Origin of the sequence: Streptomyces sp. NPDC048442 (assembly GCF_040651475.1) — a bacterium.
Taxonomy (GTDB): domain Bacteria; phylum Actinomycetota; class Actinomycetes; order Streptomycetales; family Streptomycetaceae; genus Streptomyces.
The window spans coordinates 419808-434769 of sequence record NZ_JBEZKB010000002.1; the positions used below are offsets into that span (position 1 = coordinate 419808).

At 69.1% G+C, this 14962-nt stretch carries 11 protein-coding genes; 1 reads left to right on the forward strand and 10 read right to left on the reverse strand.

Features of this window, described 5'->3' with window-relative positions:
• Positions 1–60: 60 nt before the first annotated feature.
• The 7 genes from trxA to AB0D18_RS05825 all read right to left on the reverse strand — a co-directional run bounded on the left by trxA (position 61) and on the right by AB0D18_RS05825 (position 9620).
• Entirely contained in the window at positions 61–393 is a 333-nt protein-coding gene (gene trxA / locus AB0D18_RS05795; RefSeq protein WP_362413294.1) for a thioredoxin, read from the reverse strand.
• Positions 394–436: 43 nt separating this feature from the next.
• Positions 437–1411: a thioredoxin-disulfide reductase gene (gene trxB, locus AB0D18_RS05800; protein ID WP_362413296.1), complete on the reverse strand. Its 975-nt coding sequence runs from the start codon at positions 1409–1411 to the stop codon at positions 437–439.
• A gap of 125 nt (positions 1412–1536) precedes the next feature.
• The gene (locus AB0D18_RS05805; protein ID WP_362413298.1) at positions 1537–2517 is read right to left on the reverse strand and encodes a hypothetical protein; all 981 of its coding nucleotides are present in this window, start codon (positions 2515–2517) and stop codon (positions 1537–1539) included.
• Entirely contained in the window at positions 2514–3218 is a 705-nt protein-coding gene (gene sigM / locus AB0D18_RS05810) for an RNA polymerase sigma factor SigM (RefSeq protein ID WP_362413300.1), read from the reverse strand. The genes AB0D18_RS05805 and sigM overlap by 4 nt, the downstream gene beginning before the upstream one ends.
• Positions 3219–3249: 31 nt before the next feature.
• Positions 3250–4995, reverse strand: a complete 1746-nt coding sequence (locus AB0D18_RS05815) for a protein kinase family protein (protein ID WP_362413301.1) — start codon at positions 4993–4995, stop codon at positions 3250–3252.
• A 120-nt stretch (positions 4996–5115) separates the two neighbouring features.
• The gene (murJ, locus tag AB0D18_RS05820) at positions 5116–7269 is read right to left on the reverse strand and encodes a murein biosynthesis integral membrane protein MurJ (RefSeq protein WP_362413302.1); all 2154 of its coding nucleotides are present in this window, start codon (positions 7267–7269) and stop codon (positions 5116–5118) included.
• Between the two features lie 44 nt (positions 7270–7313).
• Positions 7314–9620, reverse strand: a complete 2307-nt coding sequence (locus AB0D18_RS05825) for a DUF6049 family protein (protein WP_362413304.1) — start codon at positions 9618–9620, stop codon at positions 7314–7316.
• 182 nt (positions 9621–9802) lie between these two features.
• Here AB0D18_RS05825 and AB0D18_RS05830 point away from each other — a divergent pair, with 182 nt between their 5' ends.
• Complete coding sequence (locus AB0D18_RS05830; protein WP_362413306.1) at positions 9803–11269, forward strand: CCA tRNA nucleotidyltransferase; 1467 nt, start codon at positions 9803–9805, stop codon at positions 11267–11269.
• A 75-nt stretch (positions 11270–11344) separates the two neighbouring features.
• On the opposite strand, the gene AB0D18_RS05835 is transcribed toward AB0D18_RS05830, so the two are convergent.
• The 3 genes from AB0D18_RS05835 to AB0D18_RS05845 all read right to left on the reverse strand — a co-directional run bounded on the left by AB0D18_RS05835 (position 11345) and on the right by AB0D18_RS05845 (position 14592).
• Positions 11345–12640, reverse strand: a complete 1296-nt coding sequence (locus AB0D18_RS05835; RefSeq protein ID WP_362413308.1) for an MFS transporter — start codon at positions 12638–12640, stop codon at positions 11345–11347.
• An 88-nt stretch (positions 12641–12728) separates the two neighbouring features.
• Positions 12729–13811, reverse strand: coding sequence for an inositol-3-phosphate synthase (locus AB0D18_RS05840; protein WP_362413310.1), 1083 nt, complete (start codon positions 13809–13811; stop codon positions 12729–12731).
• A gap of 46 nt (positions 13812–13857) precedes the next feature.
• Complete coding sequence (locus AB0D18_RS05845; RefSeq protein ID WP_362413312.1) at positions 13858–14592, reverse strand: helix-turn-helix transcriptional regulator; 735 nt, start codon at positions 14590–14592, stop codon at positions 13858–13860.
• Positions 14593–14962 lie beyond the last annotated feature (370 nt).

The window sequence follows — 14962 nt, forward strand, 5'->3', positions numbered from 1 at the left end:
GTGAGGGCCCACCCCGTCGGGGTGGGCCCTCACCGTTTCACGTGAAACAACAGCGGCGGACTACTGCTCGCCGATGAAGGCGTCCAGGTCGCGGACGATCGCGGCCTTCGGCTTGGCGCCGACGATCGTCTTGGCGACCTCGCCGCCCAGGTAGACGTTCAGCGTCGGGATGGACATGACGCCGTACTTGGCGGCAGTGGCCGGGTTCTCGTCGATGTTGAGCTTGACGACCTCGATCTTGTCGCCGTGCTCGGCCGCGATGGCTTCGAGGGACGGCGCGATCTGGCGGCACGGACCGCACCAGGCGGCCCAGAAGTCGACGAGGACGGGCTTGTCGCTCTTGAGGACGACCTCGTCGAAGGAGTCGTCAGTCACGTTCTTCAGGGCGGCCACGGCGGCCTCCTTCACTTCTTGGGTGTGGGTGGGGTGGGGAGGGTCAGGCAGCCGGGGTCTTCTCGGGCTCGGCGACCTTCTCGCTGTCGGCGAGCGCAGCGAGGTAGCGCTCGGCGTCGAGCGCGGCGGAGCAGCCGGTGCCGGCAGCCGTGATGGCCTGCCGGTAGGTGTGGTCGACGACGTCGCCCGCGGCGAAGACACCGGCCAGGTTGGTGCGGGTCGAGGGGGCTTCGACCTTCACGTAGCCCTCGTCGTCCAGCTCGACCTGGCCCTTGAAGAGCTCGCTGCGGGGGTCGTGTCCGACGGCGATGAACAGGCCGGTGACATCCAGCGGGGCGGTTTCGCCGGTCTTGGTGCTGCGCAGCGTGATCCCGGAGAGCTTCTGGTCCCCTTCAAGGGAAGCGGTCTCGCTGTCCCAGGCGAACTTGATCTTCGGGTCGGCGAAGGCGCGGTCCTGCATCGCCTTGGAGGCGCGCAGGGTGTCACGGCGGTGCACGATGGTGACGGACTTGGCGAAGCGGGAGAGGAACGTGGCCTCTTCCATCGCGGTGTCGCCGCCGCCGACCACGGCGATGTCGTGGTCCTTGAAGAAGAAGCCGTCGCAGGTGGCGCACCAGGAAACGCCGCGCCCGGAGAGTGCGTCCTCCTGGGGGAGGCCGAGCTTGCGGTGCTGGGAGCCGGTGGAGATGATCACGGCCTTGGCGCGGTGCACGGTGCCGGCGGTGTCGGTGACCGTCTTGATGTCGCCGGTGAGGTCGACGGAGATGACGTCGTCGGGGACGAGCTCGGCACCGAAACGCTCGGCCTGGGCGCGCATGCCGTCCATCAGGTCCGGGCCCATGATGCCGTCCCGGAAGCCGGGGAAGTTCTCGACCTCGGTGGTGTTCATCAGCGCGCCGCCGGCGGTGACTGCGCCCTCGAACACCAGCGGCTTCAGCGAAGCGCGCGCGGTGTACAGCGCGGCGGTGTAACCGGCCGGCCCGGAGCCAATGATGATCACATTACGGACGTCGCTCACGGGTTTCTTCCTCGTCTCTGCAGACTGCCTACTGCCAACCGGGGCCCGGTCTGAACCTTTCACCCCACCCAACGGATACTACGGGCCTGGCATTCCCGAGACGGACGAGCGCATTGGCGCGTGTGTCAGCGACGAGGGTAGGCGTGCGTCAGCAGCAGTTCGCCCTTGCCCGTGGACGCGGCACCGACGCATGCGGCGTCGACGACGTACGCCTGGACCAGGGAACTGTCGGAGGTGTGCGGTAGCACCACGAGGAACGCCTGCTTTCCTTCGTATGTGCCCTGCTCGGTGGCCAGCGGCGTGTCCGTGCGGTCGGTGCCCTTCTGGATGCAGGAGGGGACGCCGAGGGACTGCTTCGTGGAGTTGGGGCTCTCCTGGATGTCGACCGACGGGGCGTTCTTGTCCTTGGGGGTGTGCAGGCCCTCCGAGTGCGATGAGTCGAGCAGTGTCTTTACGCGGCCCTGGAGCGGGTCGCCGGAGAACTGCTGGCTCCGGGCGGCGGACGTGGCGTCCTTGCCCTGTTGGCTCGGAGTGGACTGGAACGACTGGACGAGCAGGATTCCGAGGCCGAGTGTGGCGGCGCCCAGGACGGCGCTCCACACGGTGCGCCTGCGGGGCTTGCGGGACACGGGCCGGCCGGGGCCTGTCGTGGCGCGGGCGTGGCCGGCCGGGCGGTCGGCCCGCTGGTCGGCGGACGGACGGTCGCCAGCAGGACGGTCGGCAGCCGGAAGGTCGGTGGCAGGACGGTCGGCAGCCGGAAGGCCGGAGGCCCGGCGCACAGGCGTATGCGATGTTTCACGTGAAACATCGACGGACTCGTCGGCGTCGTGTGCCATGTCGTCGGATGCCGTGGAGTTCAGCAGGGCTTCGGCAGCCAGGGCCGCGTCGATCCGCCCGGCGATGTCCGCGGGCATTCGCTGCGGTCCGGGAAGGGTGCCGAGCATTCCACGGATCTCCTCCAGGGACAGCCGTACGTCGGCGCAGAGCTCGCAGCCGTCGAGGTGCTGCCGCACGTCCTCGGTGCGGGACGGCGACAGCAGTCCCTCCGCGAGGTCGGCGATCTCCGCGACATCCGGGTGCTGAGCCGTGCCGGTCGTGGATGTCACGCGCGCCCACCTCCGCCCTTCACAGCGGCAGGACCGTTCGGCCCTGCGTCCCTAGGTTCCGTTGCCGGTGGGACGGATGTCCCCGGCCTCCGGTTCCTTCCCCCTCCGGAGTCGTCGCTACCCCTGGTACCGGTGCGCAGATGAGTGAGGAGAGGAAGGAGTCTGGCCCGGCCGCGTGCGCAGCGGCTTTTCACGGTTCCGGTCGGTACGTCGAGGACGCGGGCGGCCTCTGCCACCGGGTATCCCTGCATGTCGACGAGGACCAGTGCGGCCCGCTGCTCGACAGGCAGGGTGCGCAGCGCGGCCAGGAGTTCGCGGTGCAGGTCTTGACGTTCGGCGGGGGCCTCGGCGGACTCGTGGGGTTCCAGGAGCTGGTCCAGGCGCTCGGTGTCGTCCACGGGCGAAGTCTTGCGGGAGGCGGCCTTGCGGGCGCGGTCGAGGCAGGCGTTCACCGTTATTCGGTGCAGCCAGGTGGTGACGGCGGACTGCCCGCGGAAGGTGTGGGCGGCCCGGTAGGCGGACACCAGGGCGTCCTGGACGGCGTCGGCGGCTTCCTCCCGGTCGCCCAGGGTGCGCAGGGCCACCGCCCACAGCCGGTCGCGGTGCCGGCGTACGAGCTCGCCGAAGGCGTCCGGATCCCCTTTGACGTGCCGGGCCAGGAGATCCTGGTCGTCGGCATCGCGCAGTGTGACGTCGTCCAACGGTGAGCCCCCCTCTCCCCTGACGGCTGAGTCAGCCTGTGAATTTCACATCGGTTATGGCCTGCTTGTGACCCGCGCCGCTGTAGCCCTCCTGGCCGGCCAAGGGCATGGCCGTCATCCAGAGCAGTACGTAGCGCGTCTTCACCGGCTTCTTTGCCTTGATCGAGGCTTTCGAACCCTTGGTGGTCGTGGTGGCGATCTTCTGCATCGAGTCGACGTCGCCGGACGAGGACAGTGAGTCCGTCGCGTACAGGGTGATCGTGGTGTGGTCTCCCGGGTACCGGAGCGCTATCGACGACTCGGCCACGTTCTGCTTCGCCCCGAGGTCGTAGACGATGCCCACGCCCTTCTTGACGGAGGGAACCAGGTCGGGGCCGTCGACGAACCACTTGGTACGCCAGTACGAAGTGCTGTCGTTGTCGTACGTCTTCGCCACCTCGCCGGCGGCCTGCGGCGAGCCGTCGGGATAGAACTCGGCGGCGTCCTTGATGGCGAGCGGCTTGGGCACGACGACCTTCGATCCCTCGTTGCTCTTGGGATCGGTCTGCGTCTGGGTGTCGTCGTTCGTGCCGCGCCGGTCCAGCAGGGTGTCGGCGAGCTGCCAGCTGCCCAGGCCGATCGCTGCGATGAGCAGAGCGGCCACACTCCACTTGAGGGCCTTGCCGGTGCGGCTCTGGAGCGGCGGCGGTGGCACCGGCGCCGCCGCCTGAGCGGCAGCCGGACGGGGTTGCGGGCGGCCGTACGAACCCTGCTGGTAGTTGGTGCGCTGGTATTCGGGGCGTGGGGTGAAAGCCGGCTCCGGCGGGCGGATGCGGGGCATCGCGGCGACGGCCTTGGCCAGCTCGTCGGGGGTCGTGCAGGGCGGTTCCTGGCGAGAGGCGGTGGCGCCGTCGTTGGCCAGAGCCCGCATGGCGAGCTCGGAGAGGCCCCGGTGGACGCCGGCCCGTACCTGGTCGGGGGCGATCAGCCCGATGCCCTTGGGGAGCCCCGAGAGACCGTAGGCATCGCTCTCGTACGGCCAGCGCTGGGTCAGCGACGCGTACAGCAGTGCGCCGATCGCCTCGGTGTCGGTGAGCTGGGGTCGCTCGGAGGTGATGCCGCGCAGGGCTGCGTTCACCGCGAGGCCGCGGATCCGGTACTGGCCGGTGGAGGTGCGCAGGACGGCGCTCGGGGTGAGCCGCAGGTGGGACAGGCCCTCCCGATGTGCGGCGGCCATGGCCTGCGACACCTGGCTGACGAGCTGGTACGCGTCGTGCGGTTCCAGCGCCCCGGAGGCGAGCAGGGTGGTCAGTTCGGTGGCGTCGGGCAGCCACTCGTGGACGACGTAGACGAGGTCGTTCTCCTCGACGGCGTCCAGGACCTGTACGAAGCGGGGGTCGCCGAGCAGTGCGGAGGAGCGGGCCGAGGCGAGCACGGAGCGGGCTCTGGCGTGGTCGGCGGGCAGCAGATGAACGCCGACGGCCCGCCGCAGCTTCTCGTCGACCGCACGCCAGCTGCTGAACCCGTCCAGACGGGTGACGCACTCCTCAAGCCGGTACCGTCTGGCCAGTTTGTGGCCGCTGTGCAGTTCGGGCGCGACGATGGGGGTCTCGGTGCCCTTCTTCCGGCCCGCCTCGTTCTGCGTGCTCATTTCCGGTGTGTCCTGGCCTTCCGCCACCCCGTCGGCCGTGGCCCTGTCCGCATCAGAGGCAGACGATGCCTTCCCGCCGGGGGCGGGAGAAGGACCGTCACCGCTGTTGTCGGCCACGTCGACGGCAGCCGTGCTACGTTCCGCCACCGTCGTTCCTGCCTCCCCATCCGTTGCGCGCTGCTGAGCAGCCCTGCCAATTGTGCCCACAGTCCGCTGCTGTGCACGACACACGGCGGCGGGCGATGGTTGTGCGGACCTACCTGATTCTCAGCGGCCCAGGCGCCCGCGGACCATGCCGACCAGGGCATTCAGTTCCGCGATGCGCATTTTCTTCGCCGCGGCGAAGAAAACGCCGAGCAGGACTGCCCCGCCCACGATCAGAGCAGCGAGAGAGCCGAAAACTCCCTGGCCGAGGGCCTGTGAGAGCGCATACCCCACTGCACCGGCAAGCATGGCTGCCGGAATCGAAGCAATTGCCAGACGTGCGTACGTACGCAGGACGTTCGCACCGTCCAGGTCGCCGCCGAGGCGCTTGCGCAGCCGCTGCCAGGCGATGCCGACGCCGATCGAGTAGGCGAGCCCGTAGGAGGCGGCCATGCCGGTCACGGCCCAGCGGTCCGGCAGGACGAAGTAGCAGAGCGCGGAGGCTCCGGCGTTGACCACGGCCACGATGACCGTGTTGTAGAAGGGGGTGCGGGTGTCCTCGTACGCGTAGAAGGCGCGCAGCACGACGTACTGCACGGAGTACGGGATCAGGCCGAGGCCGAAGGCCATCAGCATGTAGCCCATGTTCGTGGCCGGGGTGATGCCCGAGGAGCCGAAGATCAGTGTGCAGATCGGCACGCCCAGGGCGAGGAACGTGAAGGCGATGGGGACGATGGCGACGGCGGTGGTGCGCAGCCCCTGCGAGATGTCGTCGCGGACCGCGCCCGCGTCGCCCTCGTTGGCCGACCGCGACAGCCTCGGCAGCAGGGCGGCCATCAGGGAGACGGTGATGATGGCCTGCGGCAGGCCCCAGATGAGCTGGGCGTTGGCGTAGGCGGCGAAGCCGATGCCGTTGCCCTCCTTGCCGACGGCGGCGGTGGCGAGCTGGATGACGACGATGGCGCCCGCCTGGTTGGCGAGGACGAACAGGATTGTCCACTTGGCGAGCTTGGCGGCCTTGCCGAGGCCCTGGCCCTTCCAGTCGAAGCGGGGGCGCAGCTTGAAACCGGTCTCGCGCAGGTACGGAATCATCGCGAGGGCCTGGACGACGAGACCGAGCAGGACGCCGATACCGAGGAGGCGTTCGCCCTCCGGCGGGATGCTCGACACCGTCATTCCGGAGGTCGCCGAGGTGCCGTACACCCAGATGAACATGCCGAGCGTGCTGATGATGACGATGTTGTTGAGGACGGGGGTCCACATCATCGCGCCGAACTTTCCGCGCGTGTTGAGGATCTGTCCCATCACCACGTGGACGCCCATGAAGAAGATCGTGGGCAGGAAGTAGCGCAGCAGGGTGACCGCGACGTCGTTGGCCGCCGGGTTGTCGGAGATCGGCACCGAGATGAAGCGGACCAGCAGCGGGGCGAAGACCACCGCGAGAGCGGTGAGGGCGCCCAGGGCGACGGTGACGAGGGTCAGCAGGCGGTTGGCGTAGGCCTCACCGCCGTCCGCGTCCTCCTTCATCGCGCGCACGAGTTGGGGCACGAAGACGGAGTTGAGGCCGCCGCCGACGGTCAGGATGTAGATCATCGTCGGGAGCTGGTAGGCGACCTGGAAGGTGTCGCCGAGCAGGCCGGCGCCGAGCGCCGCGATGATCAGTGCGGAGCGGATGAAGCCGGTGAGTCGGGAGACCATGGTGCCCGCGGCCATCACCGCACTGGACTTCATCAGGCTCGCCGCACGGCCCGCGGGTTTCTTCGGCACGGCGGCCGGGGCGACCGGTGATTCGGGTACCGCAGGGGCGGGCACTCCGGGGGTCTGCTGGTCGCGGTAGAGGTGCGCGAACGCGTCCCTCTCCGGCTGGTCGTCCTCGCTCGCCCGGGTCACCAGGTCGTCGAGGCCGGTGAACTGCACCGTGCGGGCGTCGTCCCCGTACGGCAGGTGGCGCGACGGGCCGTCGGGCTCGGGCGGCGGGGTCTGGGCCCACACCCTCGGGTTCGGGGCGTGCGGCGGCGGTGCGGGCTGCTGGTACAGCGGCTGCGTGTCCTGGTAGGTGCCGGGCGGCGGCGGAGGATGGGAGGCGCGGTCGTAGAGCGCCTCCGTCACCGGGTCCTGCGCGGAGATGTCCTGCGACCGGTAGGGGTCGTGGTCGTAGGCGGACTGCATGTACGGGTCGTCCTGGGCGGGTGGCGCGGGCTGCTGCTGCGGGGGCGCATGGCCCGCCGCATCGCCGCCCGCGCGCTGGCCGCGGTCACCGTCGTACGGCGCGTTCATTGCAACCCCACCTCATCGTCCCCGGCCGACGGCCACGACATCGCTCAACGGTCCACTTTCTCACCCGAGGCCGACGGCTCCCCGCTTTCCGGACCGGTGTCCGGGGTCGGGTCACTCGGCTGCTCGGGGTTCTCACCGTCGGGTGCGCCGCTTTCCGGCGCTTCGCCGCGGGCCGCCGCGCGCTTGCGCTGCGAGTACATCTTGATGCCGGCGAGCACGAGAAGCAGCACTCCGCCGGCGATCACCAGCATCACCGTGGGTGTGACCTCGTTGACCTTCACCATGAAATGCATCTCGGGGCCGTACGGGGTCCCGTCCTCGGTGAACAGCTGAGCGACCACCGGCACCTTGCCGTTGGCGTTCGCCGTCGTCGCGATCTTCACGGACTGGCTGTGCCCGCCCCTGACCTTGATCGGCTGTTCGGTGACCGCATGGCCCTCGCCCTCACCGAGTTTCAGGCGGGTCGGCTTGGTCGACTGGAGCCGCAGCACCAGGTGGTCGACGTCCTGCACGAGCTTGTTCTGGACCGTCACGGGGATCGTGGCGCTGCGCCCCGAAAGGGTCGCGGTCGACTTCTCGATCAGGTTGACCTCGCCGGTGAGGTCTTTCAGATAACGCTGGACGTCCTCCCGGTAGATGCCCGCCGCGGCGTCGTTGTGGCGCCAGGACGTCGACATCTCGCGGTTTATGGCGTTGCCGAACGGGGTGACCACCCGCTCCGGGCGGGTCAGCACCACGGTGAAGTGGTCCAGCTTGTTCTGGGTCGCCTTGATGTCCTCGAAGGCGGTGGTGGGCAGCTCCTGGTCCCGCAGCTCGCCCGGGTACGAGGACGACCCGGGCACCTGGGTCGTCGCGGCGGGGTCCGGCTTGGCCTTCGCCGCGGCCGGCAGGTCGAGCGGCTGGGTCCAGCGCTGGGAGTCCAGCGCGCGCAGGGCGGAGGCCATTGACTGGGCCTGGGTGACGCTCGGCATCCGCTGCGGGGCGACGACGGTGCTGCGCTGGTTGTCCTCGTCCTGCTGGGTCAGTGCCAGCGTCTGGGCGAGGAACTCCTGGACGGCGAGTGTGGAGTTCTCCGCCCGGGACATGTCGCCCTGGAAAGCGGTGGAGAGCCGGGTGTCGGCGACCACTGCGGTACGGCCGGCGCCGATCGGGCGCGCCGCGGTCGGCGCGTAGGGCAGGGAGTCCCGCAGGCTGTCGCCGCGGGCGATCACGTTGTGGGCGCCCGCCGAGGTGGCGGTGTTCACGATCGCGGGGTCGACGGCTCCGTCGACCGGCCAGGCGAAGTCCGTGGACGCCTTGACGTGCAGGGTCGAGTCCACGGTGATCTGGGCGGCCGCGGTGGCCCGCTGCAGCTGGTTCAGGGAGCCGGGGACGTTCTTGCCGCGGTGTGCCAGGGACGCCAGGTCGGGGTCGGCGAAGGGCAGCGCCACCACTTTCTGGTCCTGAACGGCCTTCTCCACCGCGTTCAGCCACTGCTTGGCCACTGCCTGGCTCTTGCCCGGCACGTTGGTGCCGGTCGCCTTGTCCTTGACCGTGTAGCCCTTCACCATCGCGTCGACGGTGGCGAGCAGGTCCGGGTCGATGACCCAGGTCACGGGCAGTTCGTCGCCCAGCTGGACCATCTGCCCCAGCCGCCCGCCGGGGGCGAGCTCCTTGGCGAGGTCGTCGTTCTCGAAGACGGGGGTCTGCTGCTCGTCGGAGCCCGTCTCGGCGCTCAGCCGGGTCGTGGAGATCAGCGGCCACAAGTAGGTGAGCTGCGTCTTCTTCTTCGTGTCGTCGTTCTGCCAGGGCAGGAACGTCCGCTCGACACCCAGGACCCGCTCGGTGGCCCCCCCTGCCGTCTTCCCCGAGAGCGTCACACCGAGCTGATAGACGCCCGCGTCTTTAAGCCCCAGCTTGTCGACGGGGACGGCGAGGGTGAAGTCCGTGCTGATACCGGCGGGCAGCTTCGGGATCTTGACGACGTACGTCTCCAGCTCCCCGGGCTCACTGCCCTCGGAGAAGCCGGTACGGGCCGCCGCGGCGTCGATCTGCGTGCGGCCGGGGAGTCTGCTGCCCACCCGCAACCCGACCCGGGCCTCGGTGACGGTCTCCCTGCCCTTGTTGGTGACCGTCCCGGACACGGTCACCGTGTCGCCCTTCACCGGGGCGCTGGGCGTCAAGGAATCGAGCGAGACATCGACGGTGCGTGACCCCGAGGCGTCCTCCGCCGCCGCATACGCGGCCGGGGCTGCCGGAAGCTGCGCCAGGCCGGCCAGGAGCGGGGCACCGGCCATGAGGGATGCCGCACGCCGTACCCATCGGCGGGCAGGAGAAGGATTCATCCCCTGGAAATCTGCCGCCTCGGCCACGCGCTCGCCCGTCCCTCGTCGTTGGCTGCCGTTGATGGTTCTCCGGTTGCTGCGTCCACGCATGGTAACGATGCGCGCCGCGGCGAAGTGCCGCGGACTGCGCCACATGATCGGAAGAGTCTCTCAGGGCCCTGAGAAAACGATGACACTCCGCCCGGCGGGGGCACGTACCCTTTTCTGTTGTGCCGAATGCCAACGAAGACAACTCCAGCGCCCTGAGCCAGGTGCAGCGCCGCGCAGTCAGCGAACTGCTGCGGGTCTCACCCGTCGCCGACGACCTCGCCCGCCGATTCCAGGAGGCCGGCTTCCGCCTCGCCCTGGTCGGCGGCTCGGTCCGGGACGCGCTCCTGGGCCGGCTCGGCAACGACCTGGACTTCACCACCGATGCCCGCCCCGAGGACGTACTGAAGATCGTCCGGCCGTGGGCGGACGCCGTGTGGGAGGTGGGGATCGCCTTCGGGACCGTGGCGTGCCAGAAGGACGCCCGCGTCGCAGACGCCGATATGCGCTTCCTGATCGAGGTCACCACCTACCGCTCCGAGGCGTACGACAGGACCTCGCGCAAGCCCGAGGTGTCCTACGGCGACTCCATCGAGGAGGACCTCGTCCGCCGCGACTTCACCGTGAACGCGATGGCGGTCGCGCTCCCGGAGAAGGAGTTCATCGACCCGCACGGCGGCCTGGAGGACCTCTCGGCGAAGGTGCTGCGCACCCCGGGGACGCCGGAGGACTCCTTCTCCGACGACCCGCTGCGCATGCTGCGCGCCGCCAGGTTCGCCGCCCAGCTCGACTTCGAGGTGGCCCCCGAGGTCGTCGCGGCGATGACCTCGATGTCCGAGCGCATCGGGATCGTCTCCGCCGAGCGGGTGCGTGACGAGCTCAACAAGCTGCTGCTCTCCGCCCACCCCGCCAAGGGCCTCTCCCTGCTCGTCGACACCGGGCTCGCCGCCCACGTGCTGCCCGAGCTGCCCGCGCTGCGGCTGGAGAGTGACGAGCACCACCGGCACAAGGACGTCTACGAACACTCCCTGATCGTTCTCCAGCAGGCCATCGACCTGGAGGAGGACGGCCCGGACCTGGTGCTACGACTGGCCGCGCTGCTGCACGACATCGGCAAGCCGCGCACCCGGCGCTTCGAGCAGGACGGCCGGGTCTCCTTCCACCACCACGAGGTGGTCGGCGCGAAGATGACCAAGAAGCGCATGACCGCGCTGAAGTACTCCAACGACATGATCAAGGACGTGTCGAAGCTGGTGGAGCTGCACCTGCGCTTCCACGGCTACGGCACCGGCGAGTGGACCGACTCCGCCGTGCGCCGGTACGTCCGGGACGCAGGCCCGCTGGTGGAGCGGCTGCACAAGCTGACCCGCTCGGACTGCACCACCCGCAACAAGCGCAAGGCCGCCGCGCTCTCCCGGGCGTACGACGGGCTGGAGGAGCGCATCGCGCAGCTCCAGGAGCAGGAGGAGCTGGATTCGATCCGGCCGGACCTGGACGGCAACCAGATCATGGAGGTCCTGAGCATCAGCCCTGGCCCGGAGATCGGGAATGCGTACAAGTTCCTACTCGAACTGCGCCTGGAGAACGGCCCGATGGAGTACGACGACGCGGTCGCTGCGCTTAAGGAGTGGTGGGCCGGTCAGGGCTGAGCCCCTGTTTCACGTGAAACATCGCCGGTCTTCCCGGCCGGTTTCACGCCGTGGGAGTCGGCAGCGGGCGGTGTTTCACGTGAAACACCGCCCGCTGGGCGTGAGCCGGTTCCAGCGGCCCAGTGCCCACGCCACCCCGGCATAGAGCACCGCGGTCCCGCAGACCAGCACGGCCGAACGTCCGTCGGGCGGCAGCACAAGGGCGGCTGTTGCCGCCGCACCGACGAAGGCGACGTTGAAGAGCACGTCGTAGAGCGAGAAGATCCGGCCCCGGTAGTCGTCGTCCACCGAGGACTGCACCACCGTGTCCGTGGCGATTTTCGAGCCCTGGGTGGCAAGGCCAAGGAAGAAGGCGCCGACCAGGACCGGTACGGGAGAGAACGGCAGCCACAGTGCCGGTACGAGCACGGCGGCCGACGCGGCACACAGCATCATCCAGCCGTACGACCCCCACCGTCCAGCCGCCCATGGGGTGAGCAGCGCCGCCGCGAAGAAGCCGGCGCCGGAGACACCCGCGGCAAGTCCCAGCAGCGCCAGCCCGTCCGTGCCGTCGCCCCGGGCGGACGTCTCGGTCCACGCGTACCGGCACAGCATCAGGACGGTCACTGTCAGAGCGCCGAAGCAGAAGCGCAGCACGGTCATCGCGGCCAGGGCGCGGGCCGCGGACCGGTGTGCGGCCAGGTGTCGCAGGCCGTCGCGGAGACCGTGGGCCGTGGAGGCGAGTGCCGCGCCCAGCCGGGGCTTTCTCAACGCAGGTTCGGGTCCGAGGAGCTCCCGGCCCATGCGCAGGGAGGCCAGGGCCGAGCAGAGATAGAGCAGGGCCCCCAGGAGGACGACCAGGGCATCGGAGTCCGGGCCCAGCAGCCGTACGCCGAAGGCGAGTCCGCCGCCCAGGGTGGCGGCGAGGGTGCCGGCGGTCGGCGACAGGGAGTTGGCGATCACCAGCCGTTCGGTGTCCACGACGCGTGGCAGGGCGGCCGAGAGACCCGACAGGACGAAGCGGTTGACGGCGGTGACGGACAGGGCGGAGGCGTAGAAGATCCAGTCCGGTGCGGAGCCCACGATCAGCAGTGCGGTGCATGCGGCGAGGACGGCGCGCAGCGCATTGCCGTACAGGAAGATCTGACGGCGGTTCCAGCGGTCGAGGAGGACTCCGGCGAAGGGGCCCACGACCGAGTACGGCAGCAGGAGCACCGCCATGGCGGAGGCGATCTCGGCGGGCGAGGTCTGTTTCTCCGGGGAGAAGACGACGTACGTGGCGAGGGCCACCTGGTAGACGCCGTCCGCGGACTGGGAGAGCAGCCGCACGCTCAGCAGGCGCCGGAAGTCGGGCAGATGCAGCAGCACCCGCAGATCACGCACGACGGACATGCGAGCAAGGGTCACACACAGCACCACGAGGAGGGGCCCCGGACAACTGCTGTCCGGGGCCCCTCCTCGTGGAAGACGGTGGCGGAGCTTAGCGCTCGACCTCGCCCTTGATGAACTTCTCGACGTTGTCGTAGGCCTCGTCGTCGAAGTACTGCACCGGCGGCGACTTCATGAAGTACGAGGACGCGGAGAGGATCGGGCCGCCGATGCCGCGGTCCTTGGCGATCTTCGCGGCGCGCACCGCGTCGATGATGACGCCCGCGGAGTTCGGGGAGTCCCACACTTCGAGCTTGTACTCGAGGTTCAGCGGGACGTCGCCGAACGCGCGGCCCTCGAGGCGGACGTACGCCCACTTGCGGTCGTCGAGCCAGGCCACGTAGTCGGACGGGCCGATGTGGACGTTGTCGGCACCCAGGTCGCGGTCGCGGATCTGCGAGGTGACGGCCTGCGTCTTGGAGACCTTCTTGGACTCCAGGCGGTCGCGCTCCAGCATGTTCTTGAAGTCCATGTTGCCGCCGACGTTCAGCTGCATGGTGCGCTCCAGGCGCACACCGCGGTCCTCGAACAGCTTCGCCATGACGCGGTGCGTGATGGTGGCGCCGACCTGCGACTTGATGTCGTCGCCGATGATCGGGACGCCCGCCTCGGTGAACTTGTCCGCCCACTCCTTGGTGCCGGCGATGAAGACCGGGAGAGCGTTGACGAAGGCGACCTTGGCGTCGATGGCGCACTGCGCGTAGAACTTCGCGGCGTCCTCGGAACCGACGGGCAGGTAGCAGACCAGGACGTCGGCCTGAGTGTCCTTCAGGGCCTGGACGATGTCGACCGGGGCCTGCTCCGACTCCTCGATGGTCTGGCGGTAGTACTTGCCCAGGCCGTCGAGGGTGTGGCCGCGCTGGACGGTGACGCCGGTGGACGGCACGTCGCAGATCTTGATGGTGTTGTTCTCGCTGGCGCCGATGGCGTCCGCGAGGTCCAGGCCGACCTTCTTGGCGTCGACGTCGAAGGCGGCAACGAACTCGATGTCCTTGACGTGGTACTCGCCGAACTGGACGTGCATCAGACCGGGCACGCGAGCGTCCGGGTCAGCGTCCTTGTAGTACTCGACGCCCTGGACCAGCGACGCAGAGCAGTTGCCCACGCCGACGATGGCTACGCGAACGGAACCCATTGACGGTTGCTCCCTGTGTGTTCTCGAGGCCTGCGGAGTGCAGACTTCAGTTGGCGGTGTCGTTGGACGGCTCCGGCGGGGTGGTGCCCCGGTGCCCGGGAAGGCCGTCCGTGTCACCTGATGTGCGGTCACCGGCTGTGCGGTCACCGGGTGTGCTGCCGGACGACGTGGTGTCGTGCGGCAGGCCGGAAGCGGGATCACCGTCGGATCGACGCTGATCCCGGCCCGCCCGCTCGCTCTCGATGAGCTCGTTCAGCCAGCGCACTTCGCGCTCCACGGACTCCATGCCGTGCCGCTGCAGTTCGAGCGTGTAGTCGTCGAGGCGCTCACGGGTGCGGACGAAGGAGGCCCGCATCTTCTCCAGGCGCTCCTCCAGTCGGCTGCGGCGCCCTTCGAGGACCCGCATCCGTACTTCGCGCTCCGTCTGCCCGAAAAAGGCGAAACGGGCTGCGAAGTGCTCGTCCTCCCAGGAGTCCGGGCCGGTGTGCGAGAGCAGTTCCTCGAAGCGCTCCTTACCGTCTGCCGTCAACCGGTAGACGATCTTGGCGCGGCGACCTGCGAGCGAGGCGGCGAGCGCGTCCTCGGGGGCGCTGCCCGGCTCCTCGATCAACCAGCCGTTGGAGACGAGCGATTTGAGGCACGGATAGAGCGTGCCGTAGCTGAAGGCCCGGAAGACCCCCAGCGAGGTGTTGAGCCTCTTGCGCAGCTCGTACCCGTGCATCGGGGACTCACGGAGCAGGCCGAGAACGGCGAATTCGAGGATGCCGGAGCGTCTGCTCATCCGTCGCCTCCCCTGCTGTCCGTGGTAAGCCCTGCCCGCTGTCCTGCACTTATGCCGAACTTATGCCGGGCCGATGTATCGACTCGATACATCCAGACGATAGAACGGCGGCCCCTCCGCGACAAGGCCAGTCATGGTGAACGGCGTCACATCATCAATTCGTGGGACACGACTTGCCTGATTTGGGGTGAACTTCGGCGCTGGGGAGGTTTTGAGCGTGCGTAGTCTGTGCGGCATGCAAAACACCGGGAGCCGCGTGACGCAAGGGGGCGTCGTGTTCCCGGCAGTAGCAAGGACGGGCCTGTGGGAGGGCGTGTCCGCATTTCGGGGGGACCGGAACTCAACTGCCGCTTCCAGGCGAACTCGCCTG

Coding starts and splice junctions, on each gene's coding strand:
- AB0D18_RS05845 (WP_362413312.1), bottom strand. CDS start 14,592: ATGAGCAGACGCTCCGGCATCCTCGAATTCGCCGTTCTCGGCCTGCTC.
- murJ (WP_362413302.1), bottom strand. CDS start 7,269: ATGAACGCGCCGTACGACGGTGACCGCGGCCAGCGCGCGGGCGGCGAT.
- AB0D18_RS05840 (WP_362413310.1), bottom strand. CDS start 13,811: ATGGGTTCCGTTCGCGTAGCCATCGTCGGCGTGGGCAACTGCTCTGCG.
- AB0D18_RS05835 (WP_362413308.1), bottom strand. CDS start 12,640: ATGTCCGTCGTGCGTGATCTGCGGGTGCTGCTGCATCTGCCCGACTTC.